The organism is Rhizobium sp. 18065 (assembly GCF_902706095.1).
GTDB lineage: Bacteria > Pseudomonadota > Alphaproteobacteria > Rhizobiales > Rhizobiaceae > Allorhizobium.
The window spans coordinates 1-16,736 of record NZ_CACSJP010000023.1; the positions used below are offsets into that span (position 1 = coordinate 1).

Genomic DNA, 16,736 nt, shown 5'->3' on the forward strand with positions numbered 1-16,736 from the left:
ATTTCGGTGCCCAACGGCGCTACACGCTGTCCGCCAATGAAAAGTTGCTCATACGATGTCATGCTATAGTCCTTTTCCGAGTGTTGTCAGGCGGGGTGACCACGCCTGAACTCGAAATGAATATGGACGAGACGCAGGGCTTTGTGACTAGCAGTAGGAGGCCATACTACTTGCGAAATCCGCCAATGGCTACGGCGAGCAAAATTGGCCGCGTACTGCGCTCGACAAGCTTGGTGCCGAGATTCTGTTCGAGGTCTTGCAACAGCTTGCTGACGGACGAGCGCGGCAGATTGAGTGAATCCGCAGCCTTCGCGAACGATCCGGCATCGGCAATGCGGACGAAGGCGCGCAGCGCGAGAAGTTGATCCAATGCGGCATTCCTTCTGGTCGACTATGCTTTGTGGTCGACTATGCAACTCGCAAGTCGTGCGACGCTCTGGCGAGGTCTCTTGAAGGCGGTGATCCGAACAGGCGAGCATATTCCCGGCTGAACTGGTTCGGGCTTTCGTATCCCACCCCGAAGGAAACCGATGTCGCGTTTCCCTGGCCGGCGATCAGCAACGACCGGGCGTGAAGAAGGCGGACGCGCTTCTGGTACTGGAGGGGACTGAGTGCCGTTACCGCCTTGAAGTGGCGGTGGAATGCCGACACGCTGAGGGCGGCCATTTCCGCCAGTGCCTCGACCCTGATCGTCTGGGCGAAATTCTGACGGATCCAGTTGATCGCGACGCTGATGCGCGAGAGCGCGGTATCCGGGGAGGCGATGTCGCGCAGCATCCAGCCGAGCGGACCCTGAAGGACACGGAACAGGATTTCGCGCTCGTAGGCGGGAGAGAGAACTGCGATTTCGTCCGGGCGATCCATTAGCTTGAGCATGCGAATCCAGGCATCGAGAAAGTCCTCATTGACCGGAGCGACCGAAAATCCCGATCCGAACAGCTCGCTGCAAACCTTGACCGGCAGGTCGCGGATCAATCCTGCGACGATGGTGGGATCCAGCGTCAGGCTGACCGCCAGGTAAGGCTCGCCCGCCTTCGAGGGATGCACCGAGCCGACAGCCGGGAGATCGACGGACATCACGAAATAGGTCGCCGGATCGTAGTGGAACGTCCGATCACCCACGGTCATCGTTTTCGACCCCGTCAGGATCAGGTTGATCATCGGATCGTAGACGGCGGCGAGTTGGTGCTCGGGGATCTCGCCCTGGACCATCGCGACGCGCGGAATGCCCGTCTCGGTGCGCTTGTTCTCAGCCTTGGCGGCCAGTGCGCGGAGTTCCTGCAATTGCTTTTCCATGAGCCGACCCTGACAGAGCCCGAACGGGCGCACAAGCCAAAAGCAGAAATAGGCAAGTTTGAGAGAGGAATAGGTGAGCGCGTCCGGTCGGGTCAGCCTAGCGTAATCTCATACCAGATGTATGGAGAGACACGATGAAGATCGTCATTGTTACCGGAAGCAGCCGCGGCCTTGGAGCCAGCACCGCCGTCAAATGCGCCGAGCGCGGCATGGGCGTGATCGTCACCTATAACAGCAATCCGGGAAAGGCCGAGAGTATCGTCGCCGAGATCATTGCAAACCGCGGAAAGGCAGTGGCGCTGAAGCTCGATGTCGGCAACTCCAGCTCGTTTCCAGCCTTTCGCGATGCGGTCAAGGCACAACTTCAGGCGGTCTGGGGTAGGGAGACATTCGACTACCTTGTCAACAACGCCGGATACGGTCTGTTCAATCCGATTGCCACGGTCACGGAGGAACAGTTCGATGGCCTGTTCAACGTTCATCTCAAGGGTCCGTTCTTCCTGACCCAGATCCTGCTTCCGCTGATGGAGGACGGTGGCCACGTTATCAACATGACGAGCGCCACCAGCCGCGTCGCCACCTCAGGCGTCGCTCCCTATGCGGCCTTCAAGGGCGGCCTGGAGGTCCTAACGCGCTACATGGCCAAGGAGTTCGGCGAGCGCCGGATCCGGGCCAATTCCATCGCGCCCGGTGCTATTCGCACCGAACTCGGCGGCGGCCTGAACGACGCGTTCGAGGCGATGCTGGCAGGCCAGACCGCGCTTGGCCGCGTTGGTGAACCCGAAGAGATCGGCGGCGTCATCGCCAGCCTTCTGTCGGACGAAAACCGCTGGATCAACGCCCAGAACATCGAGGTCGCAGGCGGCTACATCATCTGAGCCAAAGGAGAGCAGCATGCTCGACCACGTATTCATCTCGGTCCGCGACATTAACCGCTCGATCGACTTCTACGAACAGGCACTCGCTCCGCTGGGGATCGTCCATGCGGTCGATTACGATGGCAGGGATGGACCCGCCGGTCATCCTGACCTCATGGGGTTCGGCGCGAACGGCCGGGTGTTTTTCTGGCTGCGCGAAGGCGGTGCCGAAGGCCGTGCCGCGCATGTCGGGTTTATCGCCGACGGCAAGGCGCAGGTCGATGCCGCCTATGCCGCAGCCATGGCGGCAGGGGCGACGGAGATCCACCCACCCGGACCACAGCTTCACTACGACCCTCGTTATTACGCGGCACAGGTCCGCGATCCCGACGGCTACTCACTCGAATTCGTCTACAAGGAATGGCAGCACTGACATGAACAAACTGATGATCTACGGCGCGACCGGATACACGGGCCGCCTGGTGGCAGAGCACGCGGCGGCCGCCGGAACAAATATCGTTCTGGCTGGGCGGAGCGAAAAGCCGCTTGCCGAACTGGCTTCGCAACTTGGTGTTGAATATCGAGTGTTCGCTCTCGACGATGATGCGTTGATCGACCGATCTCTGACGGGTGTCTCGGTTATCATAAACGCAGCCGGACCGTTCCTGCGGACGGCAAAGATCCTCATCGAGGCCACTATCCGAAACGGCGTGCACTATATCGACACCGCTGCAGAGCTGGACAGCTATCGTCTCGCCGAAAAACTGGATTCCGAGACAAAGGCTGCTGGCGTGATGCTTCTTCCAGGCGGCGGTGGCAGCGTGGCGATGCTGGGAAGCCTTGCCGGGCACGCTGCGGCAAGAGTTCATGATCCCCGTAGGATCCGGATCGCGATGCATGTCGCAGGCGGCATGTCACGGGGATCCGCGATCAGCGCCACCGAGAACATGACGGCGGAAACGCTTGCGAGAGTGGATGGCGAGCTGGTCACGGTTCCCAACAACATTCAGAAGTTCGACTTCGGACAGGGCGCGGTGGACAGTTTCCAGGTCACGCTTCCCGATCTCATCACCATCTGGCGGGCGACTGGCGTTCCGAACATCGAGACCTTCGTGCATGTCACGGGTGGCGCATTTCCGCAGGGAGATCTGTCGGCTCTTCCGGACGGCCCAACCGAAGAGGAGCGTCAAGCGAACCGATACCAGGCCGTCGTCGAGGTAACGGATGCCGATGGTCATGTCGTGCGTTCAATCCTGAACACGGTCAACGGCTACAACTTTACCGCAATCGCGGTGGCGGAAGCCGGGCGACGGGTTCTGGCAGGCGAGGCGCGTCCAGGTTTCCAGACCCCTGCAGGATTGTTCGGAAATGGGTTCGCCGAAACCATCGCCGACACCACGATCGCCGATCTCTGAGGAGAAGGCCATGCAAAAGCTCGTCGAGAACTTCATCAAGACCACCAACGCCTTCGACATCGACGGCGCACTATCCCTGTTCACACCGGAGGCCGTCATCGATGACGTTTCCGTCGGCGACGCGTTTGAGGGGAGAGAAGGTGTCCGACGTTATCTCGAGCGCTTCTTCGTCGGCTACAATACCCGCAGCAGGCTTCTATCGATCGAGCACCTCGACGACTTCAACGCCATCGTCCGCCTCGATTTCACCGGCGACTTCGGCCACGAGATCGGCGTTCTCAATATCGCAGTCGGGCCGGATGGCCTGATCAATCGGATCGACGCCGATCTCGAATAGTCTGCTCTGTCATCCCATCACCATCGCGCCCAAGGCGCAGTAACCGGGACAGATTCTCGATCCGAGGGTCTCCGCAATATAAGGAATTTCTCCATGACATCGACCTCATCATTGGCTCAGTCCGCGGACAAGCTGGCAGTCGTCGAGGCACTCTACCGCTTCGCCGCAGGCATCGATCTGCGCGATACGACTCTGCTCGCGTCCTCGCTTGCAGAAGATGCTGTATCGGATTTCCGTCCTGCGGCGGCTAAGGTAGGATTCGAGTATCCTGTGATAGAAGGCAGGGATGTCATCGTTTCAGCGCCTTCGACCTCGCTGAGTTCACTCGACACCACGCATTCTGTCACCAATGCTCGCGTGACCATCGACGGTGACACTGCACGCATGGACGCATTGGTTGAAGCCCAGCATGTGCCGAAAAACGACCCCACCAGGCACTACCTGATGAAGAACCGCTATGATGTCGAACTGGTACGGAGCGGCGAGGTCTGGCTCATCCAGCGCAACACCGTCGACAATGTCTGGTGGTCAGGCGATATTGCTGTTCTATCCGGAATCTAAGCAGCCGTCATCTAGGCAGCGTGCGCAAGGAAATCGTCCTCGAGCGCGCGGCCGGCCATCTTCGCGCATTCGGTCAGGCGTTTAGTCGAGTATCCGAGGCAGGCATAGGATGACAGACCGCGAAGGGTCATGAGGACGTAGTCGGTTACGCCGAAGCTGCCAAAAGATACGTTGATTACTCTTACGCTCAACGGAGGCTTGGTCCGCAGGGCTGACGTAGTGTCGCGGATACTCCTAATAGTCGCTAGGTCGCGGGATTTGTCGCATGACAGTGCGATAGGGAATCGTTTTGCGAGAAAGCTGCTTTCGTTTTTGGCGAGAGCAGACGAATTCAAATGAGCAAAGGCTGGTATAATGCTCATTGATAGACTGCTTCTGAAGCGGTAGTCAGCTGCGCGAGGTCAGCCGAACGTGGCCAAGTCGGAATAGATCAGCCCCTTCAGGTACTGGCGGACGATAGCCGCGATATCGATGCTCGTGAGGTTCAATTGTAGAACTCGCATGTTTCTGGACGTGAAAGAGTTGCATGTTGGCCCATTTCATCAGGCTGCAATCGTATTCGCCCTCAGTGTATCAAGGACGAATTTCCCAATGCCGGTGTTTAGGAAGGCCGAATGCGCGACGAGGTAATATCCCCGTGATGATGAAAGAGGCTCCTTATCCAGCGCGACCAGGAGATTGTTGTCTATCATTTCGTCGATTACACCGCGCCAACCCAAAGCAATTCCGTGGCCCATCAGGGTCTGGTGGATCGCGATGCCGTGATTAGTGACGACTATGCCGCCATCAACGGCTTCCGTCTCCGGTGATCTCTGATCGCGCCAATCGCGCCAGGTGAACCATCGTTGGTTTTGGTCTTCCAAGTGAATGAGAGGGCCGTTCTTCAGAATTTCCGCCCGCGAGCAATCTGCAAGCCGCGCCGCCACTGATGGCGCTGCTACGGGGACCACGATTTCTTCGATAAGCTTGTGGCTTTCAAATCCCGGCCAATCGCCGTCGCCGAACAGTATGGCGCAGTCGATATCTTCCAGAGGTATGTCCTGATCACGCTCCGCCGTGGTCACTCTGATTGCCAGATCCGGGTTGGCCTGCCTTACCCGCGCCAGGCGTGGCAGCAACCAGAACATCGCGATACCCGGATAGGTCGCCAGTGCCAATCCCGGAGGACGCGCGCTCTTTCGAAGGGCAACACTTGCCCGCGTCATATCCTCCAATGCACCGGCAATACTGCGATAATACGTTATCGCATCGGACGTGGGAACTGTTTGGGCACCCCTTCGCTCGAACAGCCGGATCCCCAAATCCCGTTCCAGCGCGTTGATTTGATGACTGATCGCCGGCTGCCCGACGTTCAGTTCTCGCGCAGCCTTGGTGAAATTTCCAAGACGAATGCACGCCTCGAATGCCCTTAGTGATTTCAATGGTGGCAGGTCGCGCATGAAGCGATTGATCCCTCTTTGTCCTCAGCCGGATGCTGATATGCGTCATGTCACATTATCGAAAAAAATAATACTGGGATGAATCTTACCGACGTGTTCAAGACTTCGTTTTTGTTGGAAAGTTAGGACAGCCACTCACTTGCAAAAGAGTGGATGACTGGGAGGAAACCGGTATGACTGCCAATTCCGTGGCGGCCTTCGTAGGCGCTCGCCGTTTCGTTCTGCGATGCACAGCAATCTGCACATGGGGAGTGTTGCCGATGCTCTTGCAAGAGGAATGCCGGTGATGACCCAAGATCAATTCGATTATATTATTGTTGGCGGCGGAAGTGCCGGCTGCGTGCTCGCCAACCGGCTGAGCAAAGATCCGACAAAACGCGTGCTTTTGCTGGAGGCGGGCAAGAAGGACAATTATCCGTGGATCCATATCCCGGTCGGATACCTCTATTGTATCGGCAACCCGCGCACCGACTGGCTGTTCAAGACGGAGGCCGAGCCGGGACTGAATGGCCGAAGCCTGCGTTACCCGCGCGGAAAGACATTGGGCGGGTGCTCTTCGATCAATGGCATGATCTATATGCGCGGACAGGCAAGGGACTACAACACCTGGTCCGAACTGACCGGAGATGAGCGCTGGGCCTGGGAAAATGTTCTTCCCGCCTTCAAGGCACATGAGGATCATTACCGGCTGGACAAGGGCGCCGATCCGCAAACCGGTGACAACAGCCGGTTTTCCGACCTGCACGGTCACGGGGGCGAATGGCGGATCGAAAAGCAGCGTTTACGCTGGGATATCCTCGAAGCGTTTGCCGACGCTGCCGTAGAGGCCGGCATACCGAGATCCGCGGATTTCAACGGTGGAGATAACGAAGGCGTCGGCTATTTCGAAGTCAACCAGAAATCGGGTTGGCGCTGGAACACGTCCAAAGCTTTCCTGCGTCCGGCCCGAAAGCGGGCGAACCTTGTCATATGGACCGAGGCCCATGTTCAAAAGCTGCTGATCGAGATGGGTCCGCAAGGACAGAAGCAATGCGCCGGTGTTGTCGTCTTGCGAAATGGCAAGGAAGTCACGGTCCGTGCCCAAGGCGAGGTCATTCTGTCTGCCGGAGCCATCGGGTCGCCTCAGATTCTGCAGCTTTCCGGGATCGGACCGGCAGCCCTGTTGCGCAAGCACGGTATCGACGTGGAACTGGATCTGCCGGGGGTAGGCGAGAACCTTCAGGATCACCTGCAGATCCGTGCCGTGTTCAAGGTCAAGGGCGTCAAAACCCTGAATACACTGGCAAACAGCATCTTCGGCAAGGCAAAGATCGGTCTTGAATATGCGCTCACGCGAAGCGGTCCGATGAGCATGTCGCCGTCGCAGCTTGGCGTGTTTACCCGCTCCGACAACAATCAGGCCCATGCCAATCTCGAATACCATGTGCAACCTCTCAGCCTGGAAGCATTTGGCGAGCCTCTGCACAGCGTTCCGGCATTCACGGCGAGTGTGTGCAATCTCAATCCGACGAGCAGGGGGACAGTCAGGATACGCTCTAATCGGAGCGGCGAATCTCCGGCCATCGCTCCCAATTACTTGAGCACGGATGATGATCGCAAGATTGCGGCCGACAGCATCCGCCAGATCCGCACGATCGTTTCGCAGCCGGCCCTCGCGCGCTACCAGCCCGTCGAATGGAAGCCCGGCGTTGAATTCCAGAGCGATGCGGAACTGGCAACGCTTGCAGGCGACATCGCCAACACGATCTTCCACCCGGTCGGCACCACAAAGATGGGCGGCGACAACGACCCTCTGGCTGTGGTCGACAGCCATTTGCGGGTCCGCGGCATCAACGGCCTGCGTGTCGTCGATGCCGGCGTCATGCCGACGATCACCAGTGGCAACACCAATTCGCCAACAGTCATGATCGCTGAAAAGGCGGCGGCAATGATACTTCGGGAGGCTGGCCAACATGCCTGATCAGGAAACAGAAACGTCTAACCGCGCAAGACTGCCGCTGGCAGGGGTTACGGTCGTCGATTTCGGCCAGTATATCGCCGGCCCCGCGGTCGCGATGATCCTGGGTGATCTCGGGGCGACGGTCGTGCATATCGATCCTCCCGCGGGTCCGCTTTGGGACAACCCGGCAAACGCCATACTCAATCGCAACAAGACGATCGTATCGATCGATCTCAAAACGGATGGCGGCCGGGCCGAGGCGCAGGCGTTGATCGACCATGCCGATATCGTCGTGGAAAACTTTCGTCCCGGTGTGCTGACCCGGCTCGGTATCGATTTTGTCGAACTGCGGACGAAGCGACCGGAATTGATTACCGTCTCGATTCCCGGTTTTGCGTCCAATGATGAGTTGCGGCGCGACTGGCGAGCGTTCGAGACGGTGATTGCCGCCTCGTCCGGCGTGTTTACCGACATGGGGTTGAACCGGGTCCTGATGGGCATCAACCCGTCCTTCTCGCCGCTGCCGCTTGCTTCGGCCTATGGCACAATGCTGGCGGCTTCTGCCACGGTTCTGGCGCTGCAGGCCCGTGAGCGCACGGGGCATGGCGATCATATAGAAGTGCCGCTGGCAAGTGCTGTGATGGAAGGCCTTTCCTATAATTCGATCAAGGTCGACGAATACCCTGTGCGTTACCAGACGCAGCGCGAACAGGAGATCGAACGGAGGCGGAGCGAAGGCCTGCCGATGGATATGTCGTACGACGACCTGCAGGAGTTTCTCGATCCCTTCTATCGCAGCTACAGGTGTAGCGACGGAGGCATGTTCTACGTCGTCTGCCCCAGCCACAAGAACCATGCGAAGCGTTGCCTGCTGACACTTGGCATCTACGACGAGCTTGTCGGTGAAGGGCTTCGCGAGGAGGAAGACACCTATCTGCCGGTTTCGGAATGGTCGTCGGATGTTTCGCTCGGAGTCTATCCGCTTCCGAAATTCTGGGCCGACAAGATCGCGACCCGTATGAAGGACATCTTTCTGACGAAGACGTCGGTGGAATGGGAGCGGATTTTCGGGGAGGGACTGTTCCCCGGCGCGCCGCAGCGCTGGCTGAAGGAATGGATCGCCGACGATCACGCCAAGGCAGCGGGCCTGATGATCGAGGTGGACGATCCGGTTATCGGCCGCATGACCCAGCCTGGGCCTATGGCCTGGCTGCAGGAAAGCGGTGAAGCAATGCTGGCGCCGCAGCCACGCAAGTGGACGACCTTCAAGGAAGCATTGGCGACAGTTTCGCGTGTGGAACGGCCAAAGTTGCCTGCGCCGATAACCGGGACCCCCGGTGGCTGGCTTGATGGCGTCAAGGTGCTCGACCTCTGCAATGTCATCGCCGGTCCGCATTCGGTCGCTTATCTGGCCCGCTTCGGTGCCGAGGTCATCAAGATCGATCCGGCAAAGCCGCTTTATGACTGCTGGAACACCGTGATTTTCGGCATGTCGCACATGCGTGGCAAACAGTCGGCGCTTCTGAACATCGGTTCGCCCGATGGTCGGGTGGTCTTCGAGGATCTGGTTCGGTCCGTCGACGTCGTCGTCTGGAACGCCACCGATCGCCAGGTCACGGCGATGGGGCTCGATGCCGAAGGCCTGAAAGCGCTCAATCCGCGGGCGATCTTCTGCCAGCTGGATTGCTTCGGCGGCGTCCGTAAAGGACCGCGCACAGACTATCTCGGCTATGATGACCTGGTTCAGGCTGCGACCGGTATCATGCTGCGGTTCGGCGGATCGATGGATACGCCGGAGGAGCATGCCCATGTCGGCACCATCGATGTCATGTGCGGTTTTGGCGCGGCCCTTGGTGTGGCTGCCGCCCTTTACCAGAGGTCCAGAACAGGGGTTGTCGGTCGGCCACGCACCTCGCTTTCCGCTCTGACCGGGCTCGCCCAGATTCCATTCTGCTACGACTATGAGGGTCGGCAGCCTTTTGACGAGCCGGCCGGCCGCGAGACCAAGGGTTATGACGCTCTGTCGCGGCTCTATGAAACAGCGTCCGGCGACTACCTCCTTCTGAGTGCATCAGAAGCCGACCTGCCACGGTTTGGTCAAGTCGAGGGGCTGAGCGGCCTTCTTTCGATGGCACGTTCGGACCGGGAAGCCTATCTCGCAACGGCGTTCCTCACAGCGCCTGCGGAGGTTTGGCAGCACAAACTGGTTCAGGCCGACATTGGGGTATCGCTGTGCGAAAATCTTGAAGCGATCAGGAGCCGAAGCGCAAGGGTTGCGGACGGCGAACCGGGGACCGAACGCGGCAGTTATTCGTTCTCAATCTTCCCTGAGCATCCGAGTGGGCGTTCCGTAACCCAGCTCGATCCCTTTGCCGTGCGACCGTCTGTCGGCAAGGTCACGTCGCTTGCGCCGGCTGAAAAATACGGTGCATCCACACGCCCGGTTCTGAAATCCCTCAACTACACCGACGCCGAAATCGACAGGCTCATCGCGTCGGGTACGGTTAGCGAGAGCTGGAGCACCGAATATTTGCCCAGCTGATCATAGCCTGCAGCAACGGTTTGGCTTTCTGAGGAGGCAGCCAAAGCGCAAGACAGGCTGTTGGCCATCGCGGTGGGCCAGCAGCTGAAATCACATTTCGCATCGCATTGGGAGGAAACCATATGAAGTATCTGTTCAACTCGACGTGTATTGCAGTCGGTATGTTTGCGATGGCAAACCAGGCCTCAGCTGCCGAATGCGGCGAAGTCACAATCGCCAGTATGAACTGGCAGTCGGCCGAAGTTCTTGCCAGCCTCGACAAGTTCATCCTGACCGAAGGATACGGTTGTGATGTTTCGATCATCCAGGGCGACACCGTTCCCACCATTACATCGATGACCGAGAAGGCGCAGCCCGATATTGCGCCGGAAGGATGGGTCGACCTGCTGCCGGACGTGGTGAATGCCGGGCTTGCAGATGGCAAGCTCGTCGAGGCTTCAACGGTCCTGTCTGATGGCGCCGTTCAGGGATGGTGGATTCCAAAATATATCGCCGATGCCCACCCGGACATCAAGACGATCGACGATGTTCTCAAGCATCCTGAACTCTTTCCTGATTCCGAAGATTCGTCCAAGGGAACGATTTACAACGGTCCCCAGGGCTGGGGCGGGACGGTGGTTTCAGCGCAGCTTTACAAGGCTTTCGAAGCGGAAAAAGCTGGCTTCACACTCTCCGATACCGGGTCTGCCGCCGGTCTCGATGGTTCGATCGCCAAGGCATATGAACGCAAGCAAGGCTGGGTCGGATATTACTGGGCTCCGACAGCGCTGCTCGGCAAATACGACATGGTAAAGGTTCAGCACGGCGTTCCCGTCGATACGGCGGAATGGAAACGATGCAATACTGTGGCCGATTGTGCCGATCCGAAGAAGAACGACTGGCCGAAAGATACTGTCAAGACGCTTGTCACCAAGAGGTTTTCCGAACGCGCCGATGGTCCAATCATGGACTACCTCAATCACCGGGCGTGGAGCAACGATACGGTCAACAAGCTGATGTCCTGGATGACCGACAATCAGGCAAGCGGAGATGACGGCGCCAAGCATTTCCTCCAGGAGAACCCTGACCTGTGGACGAAATGGGTTTCTCCGGATGCCGCCGAAAAGATCAAGGCCGCTCTCTGATCTGAATCTCGATTTTGTGGGTGAACGCGGCGCGCTCGAGAAGCGCGCCGCAGGACGCCGTCATGATCACGAATACGTTTCGTGGTCCCGCCTGCCTTTGAGGAGGAACGACTTTGGACTGGCTATTCAGCTTTCCCCATATGGACGATGAGAGGCTTCGTACGCTCAAGAAAGCAATTGACGAAGCATTTCGAACTTTTACCAGAGGATATGGCGATGGGCTTGAAGCGCTTTTCCAGCCCCTGCAATATTTTCTGATCCAGTCCGAGCGGTTTATGACCCACACGCCGTGGCCGATCATTATTGCGCTGATTGCCGGGATCGCCTGGCTGGCAAGCCGCAACCGGAAAATTGTTGCCGGGTCGATCGGCACGCTGCTGCTCATAGGCTACCTCGATATGTGGGACGACACGATGAAGACGATTTCCATGATCTTCGTCTGTACCGTTATGTCGATTGCAGTAGGTATCCCGCTCGGGATTCTGATGTCCCGCTCGAACCGCCTTCAAAATCTTATCAATCCGGTGCTCGACGTGATGCAGACGATGCCGAGCTTCGTCTACCTCATTCCGGTCGTCATGTTGCTTGGCATCGGCAAGGTTCCGGGTCTGATCGCTGTCGTGATCTATGCGATCCCGCCGATGATCCGGCTTACCAATCTCGGTATTCGGCTGGTCGACAAGGATGTCCTGGAAGCGGCGGATGCTTTCGGTTCGTCGAGTTGGCAGAAACTGAAAAACGTTCAGCTGCCTCTCGCACTACCTACGATTATGGCCGGTATCAACCAAACGATCATGATGGCTTTGGCCATGGTCGTCATCGCATCGATGATTGGCGTGCAAGGTCTTGGCCAGCCCGTGTTGAAGGCGATCGCCAACCAGTATTTCACGCTCGGCATTTTCAACGGTCTCGCGATCGTCGGGATCGCGATCATCTTCGACCGGGTCAGTCAGGCCTATGGTCATCGTCTGCAGAAGCACCGGGAGATCGTCCATGGGTAATCGTAAAATTGGCGGTTTCGGCATCGAAATCAAACGCCTTTACAAGATCTTCGGCCCGAATGGCGCTGCGTGCGTCAAGCTAGTCGAGCAAGGCGTTACCAAAACCGAGCTGAACAGCAAGCATGGTCATGTGTTGGGGCTGAGGGATATCAATATCTCGATGCCGGCCGGTGGCATTCAGGTGATCATGGGGCTCTCCGGGTCGGGGAAATCGACGCTCATTCGTCACATCAACAGGCTGATCGATCCGACGTCCGGCGAGGTGCTGATCGATGGCAAGGATGTCGTCAAGATGAGCGAAGCGGATCTCAGGGAGTTCCGGCGTCACAAGACCGCTATGGTGTTCCAGAAGTTTGCACTTCTCCCTCACAGAACCGTTCTTGAGAACACGGTTTATGGCCTGGAAATTCAAGGTATCCCAAGAGGCCGCCAGACCGATTGTGCCATGCGCTGGATCGAACGGGTTGGTCTGAAGGGCTTCGAGAGCAAATATCCCAATCAACTCTCCGGTGGCATGCAGCAGCGAGTGGGCCTGGCACGGGCATTGGCAAACGATGCGCCGATCCTACTGATGGACGAAGCATTTTCGGCCCTCGATCCGCTTATCCGTGTCGATATGCAATCCGTGCTTCTCGAGCTTCAAAAAGAGATCAAGAAAACCATCGTCTTCATTACACACGATCTCGACGAGGCGCTTCGCCTTGGAGACAATATTGCCATTTTACGGGATGGGGAGGTGGTGCAGCAGGGAACGAGCCAGGAAATCGTCATGCGACCGGCCGACGATTACATCGCGAGTTTTGTCAAAGAAGTGAATCGCGGGCGGGTGATTCACGTCGATGCGATCATGTCCCGAGGCCAACCGGATATATCTTTGACGGTGAGTGTCCAGACGGGCACAAACCTTGAGGACACGGCTCGCTTGATGATGAAAAGCGGCCGGGATGCCGTTGCTGTCGCTGATCCGGCAGGCGCGCTTGTCGGTAGCATTAGCCTACGCCAGCTGACTTCCGCCATGGTGGCGGCAGCTTCCAACTGAAAAGAGCCTATCTCGTCATGAACTGCGATGATTAAAACGGCGAGAGCTCAATACTCGAGGGGTGCAGGGTGTCAACGGCGGAGTAAAAACCGGCCAGGCGGCGGAGCAAAACCAGGCCACTTTCGGCGCACGCATGAGACCTCCGAGAGGGCGTAGCCCGAGCGGGGGGCTTATGCGTGCGCGTCGATTTTCCGAAGGGTATTCAGCCTGCCTTTCGGGCTCGGCTTTGGGCGAGACGATAGCTGTCGCCGTTCATCTCAAGGATGTTGACGTGGTGGGTGATGCGATCGAGCAGCGCGCCGGTCAGACGCTCCGACCCCAAGGTTTCGGTCCATTCGTCAAATGGAAGGTTGCTGGTGATCAGGGTGGCTCCGCGCTCGTAGCGTTGCGATATCAGCTCAAAGAGCAATTCTGCGCCGGTCTTGGAGAGGGGCACGAAGCCCAGCTCGTCAATGATGAGAAGCTGGTATGCGGCCAGTTGCTTCTGGAAGCGAAGCAGACGCCTTTCGTCACGGGCCTCCATCGTCTCGCTGACCAGGGCGGCGGCCGTGGTGAAGCCGACAGACAGCCCCTTTTGGCAGGCTGATAGGCCGAGACCGAGAGCCACGTGGGTTTTGCCCGTACCGCTGGGCCCAAGCGCGATCACGTTCTCGCGACGCTCGATCCATTCGTAACGGTCCAGTTCCAGCACCTGCATCTTGTTGAGCTTGGGGATGGCGGCGAAGTCGAAGCTGTCGAGGCTTTTGACGACCGGGAACCTGCCCGCCTTGATGCGACGCTCGACCTTGCGGCGGTCCCGTTCGATCATCTCCCGTTCGGAAAGCCGAAACAGGTATCCAAGATGATCGACGCCCTCTGTGGCGCATAGCCGGGCCAGCTTCTGATACTCGCGCTGGAAGGTCGGAAGCTTCAGGGTTTTGAGATAATGGGAGAGAAGAATCTCCGGGGCTTCGACGTGACGCAGATCGTGGAAGCGGAGATCGTCGATGTCCAACAACTTGCAGGCTCGCGTAAAATTCGCGGAGATGGCGTCGGTGGAGTAGGGTAAGATTTCTGACTTGCCCTTTGGCATGGTGCCGGTGATCTGGATCGCCTGATCAGGAAGGTCCACCCAGGTGTGATTGCCGATCTTTTCTCCAGGATGCTTCATATCGCGCACAAGGACGCGTTTGTGCTCTCTCTGGAAGTCTTTCCATCTGATCCGCGTGATTTCCTCCTGGCGGCGGGTCGAAAATAGCGCGAAAGCTATGACCTTGTGCATCGGCATTGACTGGGGGGCTTTTTTCCGCCGTTCAATGAAATGGCCAATCAGCCGGTCGAGTTCATCCAATGTGGGTCTTCGATCGCGTTGCGCTGACCGGGATATGAAACCCATCCGACCGCCAACCCTGATTGCGTCCGTCATCTCCTGTTCTTCGAGCCGGTAGTCCCACATCGGCCGCGCAATGGCGAAGATCGCCGCGAGATGACTGGCGGAGTTTCCCACGGTTTGCGTCTTGGCCGTTAGCGACTGCAGAAGTTCAATGATGTCTCTCGATTTGCTCGAAGAGCGGGGCATGATGGCGATGTCGTCGTTCTTTATTGCCTTCAGGATCTGCGCTTTTGTGCGACCAATCGCTCTGAAGAATTCCTCCGTGTATCCGTCGATCGTCTTTGCGAGGCTAGGATCAGCAGCGGCAACATTGGCGACTGCCCCTGGTTTGGAGAGTTCCCGTTCGCGTTTTGAAATCCAGGCTGCGGCCGCAGGACGTCTGTCAAACGTCTCGGTCTCGTGATAAGTCACGCCATCCTGCATGACCCGCACTCGCGCCCGGTAGGCGACGCTGCCATCCTTGCGCGTGCACGCGCTGATCGTGCCCATGACTGGTTCCTAATTTGGTTCACGGAATGTTGCAGTAGGTCCAGTGGACCAAGTCTAGTACCAAAATCGGCGAAAACAGCGCCGAACAAGCGTAAATTAGACGATGAAGAAAGTGTCGTAAGTGACTGGTAAACAACAAAACTTAAATTATTTTAAAGCTCCCGTTTTTGCCGTTGCACCCATGATCGACTGGACGGATCGGCACTGTCGCTATTTTCTGCGGCAGTTGAGCCGCCATGCGCTGCTCTATACCGAGATGGTGGTGGCCGATGCGATCATTCATGGGCCGCGCCAGAGGCTTTTGTCGTATCATCGCGACGAACATCCGGTCGCGTTGCAACTGGGCGGGTCGGATCCGGGCAAGCTTGTCGAGGCGGTGAAGATTGCGGCGGATTACGGCTATGACGAGATCAACCTGAATGTCGGCTGCCCGTCGGACCGGGTGCAGTCGGGTACGTTCGGGGCCTGCCTGATGCGCGAGCCGCAGACGGTCGAGGCCTGTGTCGCTGCGATGAAGGCGGTTTCCTCGGTGCCGGTGACGGTAAAGTGCCGGATCGGGGTCGACGACCAGGAGCCTTCCGAGGTGCTGCCGGATTTTCTGGCGCGCATGGTCGGGGCCGGAGCGGATGCTGTCTGGATCCACGCCCGCAAGGCCTGGCTTCAGGGGCTGAGCCCGAAGGAGAACCGTGATATTCCGCCGTTGGATTACGCGCTGGTGCACCGGATGAAGCGGGAGAACCCGGATGTGTTTCTCGGCATCAATGGCGGGATCACCACGCTTGCCGAGGCGAAGGCGCATCTTGAGGTGATGGACGGCGTCATGCTCGGGCGGGCGAGCTATCACAATTCGACGCTGCTGACCGGGGTCGACCGGCTGATCTACGGCGCGCCGGAGCGGGACTTCGACTGGGCAGCGCTCTGCGAGACGATGATCGCCTATGCCGAGCAGGTCATCGCCGACGGCGGGCGGCTCAATCATGTTACCCGGCACATGGTCGGGCTGTTCCAGGGCTATGCAGGCGCCAGGCGGTTCCGGCAGATCCTGTCGTCGGAGGCGACCAAGCCGGGGATTTCGCCGATGCTGATCGCCGAGGCCTTTGCCGCGGTCGATATTGCCGGCGGGCCGAAAGTGCAGCCGGGTCCGGCTACCGAGACGGTGCGGGCGGCGGAATAGGGTGGGTCGCCTCGCCAGACTTTCCTAGGCCGCGCACTCATAAACCGGGTTTGCAAATCAGTTTGATTTTGATTCACTGAAGCCTTGATTTGGAGGCTTCTCATGACCCGTCGCCGGTTTGACCTCACCGATTTCGAGTGGAGTGTTATTC

At 58.2% G+C, this 16,736-nt stretch carries 14 protein-coding genes and 2 pseudogenes; 11 read left to right on the plus strand and 5 right to left on the minus strand.

Annotated elements, in window-relative coordinates:
• Positions 1-208 precede the first annotated feature (208 nt).
• Both GVK95_RS24855 and GVK95_RS24860 read right to left on the minus strand, forming a co-directional pair.
• Positions 209-370, minus strand: a pseudogene (locus GVK95_RS24855) (LysR family transcriptional regulator); the annotation flags it as partial.
• Positions 371-408: 38 nt separating this feature from the next.
• Positions 409-1,296 carry an AraC family transcriptional regulator gene (locus GVK95_RS24860; protein WP_159953369.1) on the minus strand — a complete coding sequence of 296 codons (888 nt, stop codon included), beginning with the start codon at positions 1,294-1,296 and terminating at the stop codon, positions 409-411.
• A gap of 134 nt (positions 1,297-1,430) precedes the next feature.
• Here GVK95_RS24860 and GVK95_RS24865 point away from each other — a divergent pair, with 134 nt between their 5' ends.
• From GVK95_RS24865 to GVK95_RS24885, 5 genes are all read left to right on the plus strand, one after another.
• Positions 1,431-2,174: an SDR family oxidoreductase gene (locus GVK95_RS24865; RefSeq protein WP_159953370.1), complete on the plus strand. Its 744-nt coding sequence runs from the start codon at positions 1,431-1,433 to the stop codon at positions 2,172-2,174.
• Positions 2,175-2,190: 16 nt separating this feature from the next.
• Positions 2,191-2,586: a VOC family protein gene (locus tag GVK95_RS24870; protein ID WP_159953371.1), complete on the plus strand. Its 396-nt coding sequence runs from the start codon at positions 2,191-2,193 to the stop codon at positions 2,584-2,586.
• A gap of 1 nt (position 2,587) precedes the next feature.
• Positions 2,588-3,568 (plus strand): saccharopine dehydrogenase NADP-binding domain-containing protein, encoded by a 981-nt coding sequence (locus tag GVK95_RS24875; RefSeq protein WP_159953372.1) that lies wholly within the window; start codon positions 2,588-2,590, stop codon positions 3,566-3,568.
• A gap of 10 nt (positions 3,569-3,578) precedes the next feature.
• Positions 3,579-3,905, plus strand: a complete 327-nt coding sequence (locus GVK95_RS24880; protein ID WP_159953373.1) for a nuclear transport factor 2 family protein — start codon at positions 3,579-3,581, stop codon at positions 3,903-3,905.
• A gap of 93 nt (positions 3,906-3,998) precedes the next feature.
• The gene (locus tag GVK95_RS24885) at positions 3,999-4,466 is read left to right on the plus strand and encodes a nuclear transport factor 2 family protein (protein WP_159953374.1); all 468 of its coding nucleotides are present in this window, start codon (positions 3,999-4,001) and stop codon (positions 4,464-4,466) included.
• A gap of 542 nt (positions 4,467-5,008) precedes the next feature.
• On the opposite strand, the gene GVK95_RS24890 is transcribed toward GVK95_RS24885, so the two are convergent.
• Complete coding sequence (locus tag GVK95_RS24890; protein ID WP_159953375.1) at positions 5,009-5,905, minus strand: LysR substrate-binding domain-containing protein; 897 nt, start codon at positions 5,903-5,905, stop codon at positions 5,009-5,011.
• A 286-nt stretch (positions 5,906-6,191) separates the two neighbouring features.
• On the opposite strand from GVK95_RS24890, the gene GVK95_RS24895 reads away from it, so the two are divergent.
• The 5 genes from GVK95_RS24895 to GVK95_RS24915 all read left to right on the plus strand — a co-directional run bounded on the left by GVK95_RS24895 (position 6,192) and on the right by GVK95_RS24915 (position 13,550).
• Positions 6,192-7,865, plus strand: a complete 1,674-nt coding sequence (locus GVK95_RS24895) for a GMC family oxidoreductase N-terminal domain-containing protein (RefSeq protein WP_200844379.1) — start codon at positions 6,192-6,194, stop codon at positions 7,863-7,865.
• Positions 7,858-10,386 carry a CoA transferase gene (locus tag GVK95_RS24900; RefSeq protein WP_159953376.1) on the plus strand — a complete coding sequence of 843 codons (2,529 nt, stop codon included), beginning with the start codon at positions 7,858-7,860 and terminating at the stop codon, positions 10,384-10,386. Before GVK95_RS24895 ends, GVK95_RS24900 begins: the two co-directional genes overlap by 8 nt.
• Before the next feature lie 122 nt (positions 10,387-10,508).
• Complete coding sequence (locus GVK95_RS24905) at positions 10,509-11,510, plus strand: ABC transporter substrate-binding protein (RefSeq protein ID WP_159953377.1); 1,002 nt, start codon at positions 10,509-10,511, stop codon at positions 11,508-11,510.
• A 113-nt stretch (positions 11,511-11,623) separates the two neighbouring features.
• Positions 11,624-12,511 (plus strand): proline/glycine betaine ABC transporter permease, encoded by an 888-nt coding sequence (locus GVK95_RS24910; protein WP_159953378.1) that lies wholly within the window; start codon positions 11,624-11,626, stop codon positions 12,509-12,511.
• Complete coding sequence (locus GVK95_RS24915; protein ID WP_159953379.1) at positions 12,504-13,550, plus strand: glycine betaine/L-proline ABC transporter ATP-binding protein; 1,047 nt, start codon at positions 12,504-12,506, stop codon at positions 13,548-13,550. The genes GVK95_RS24910 and GVK95_RS24915 overlap by 8 nt, the downstream gene beginning before the upstream one ends.
• Before the next feature lie 202 nt (positions 13,551-13,752).
• Here GVK95_RS24915 and istB read toward each other — a convergent pair whose 3' ends face one another.
• Both istB and GVK95_RS25455 read right to left on the minus strand, forming a co-directional pair.
• Positions 13,753-14,514 carry an IS21-like element helper ATPase IstB gene (istB, locus tag GVK95_RS25125; RefSeq protein ID WP_200844380.1) on the minus strand — a complete coding sequence of 254 codons (762 nt, stop codon included), beginning with the start codon at positions 14,512-14,514 and terminating at the stop codon, positions 13,753-13,755.
• Positions 14,512-15,411: pseudogene (locus GVK95_RS25455) on the minus strand (site-specific integrase); the annotation flags it as partial. The pseudogene GVK95_RS25455 and the gene istB, both read right to left, overlap by 3 nt.
• A 121-nt stretch (positions 15,412-15,532) precedes the next feature.
• On the opposite strand from GVK95_RS25455, the gene dusA reads away from it, so the two are divergent.
• Positions 15,533-16,585: a tRNA dihydrouridine(20/20a) synthase DusA gene (dusA, locus tag GVK95_RS24925; RefSeq protein ID WP_159953380.1), complete on the plus strand. Its 1,053-nt coding sequence runs from the start codon at positions 15,533-15,535 to the stop codon at positions 16,583-16,585.
• Positions 16,586-16,736: the final 151 nt, after the last annotated feature.

Excerpts from the sequence above, each read along its gene's own strand:
- GVK95_RS24885 (WP_159953374.1), top strand. The coding sequence starts at position 3,999 with ATGACATCGACCTCATCATTGGCTCAGTCCGCGGACAAGCTGGCAGTC.
- GVK95_RS24890 (WP_159953375.1), bottom strand. The coding sequence starts at position 5,905 with ATGCGCGACCTGCCACCATTGAAATCACTAAGGGCATTCGAGGCGTGC.
- GVK95_RS24915 (WP_159953379.1), top strand. The coding sequence starts at position 12,504 with ATGGGTAATCGTAAAATTGGCGGTTTCGGCATCGAAATCAAACGCCTT.
- GVK95_RS24875 (WP_159953372.1), top strand. The coding sequence starts at position 2,588 with ATGAACAAACTGATGATCTACGGCGCGACCGGATACACGGGCCGCCTG.
- GVK95_RS24900 (WP_159953376.1), top strand. The coding sequence starts at position 7,858 with ATGCCTGATCAGGAAACAGAAACGTCTAACCGCGCAAGACTGCCGCTG.
- GVK95_RS24865 (WP_159953370.1), top strand. The coding sequence starts at position 1,431 with ATGAAGATCGTCATTGTTACCGGAAGCAGCCGCGGCCTTGGAGCCAGC.
- GVK95_RS24880 (WP_159953373.1), top strand. The coding sequence starts at position 3,579 with ATGCAAAAGCTCGTCGAGAACTTCATCAAGACCACCAACGCCTTCGAC.
- GVK95_RS24870 (WP_159953371.1), top strand. The coding sequence starts at position 2,191 with ATGCTCGACCACGTATTCATCTCGGTCCGCGACATTAACCGCTCGATC.
- GVK95_RS24895 (WP_200844379.1), top strand. The coding sequence starts at position 6,192 with ATGACCCAAGATCAATTCGATTATATTATTGTTGGCGGCGGAAGTGCC.
- GVK95_RS24860 (WP_159953369.1), bottom strand. The coding sequence starts at position 1,296 with ATGGAAAAGCAATTGCAGGAACTCCGCGCACTGGCCGCCAAGGCTGAG.
- GVK95_RS24905 (WP_159953377.1), top strand. The coding sequence starts at position 10,509 with ATGAAGTATCTGTTCAACTCGACGTGTATTGCAGTCGGTATGTTTGCG.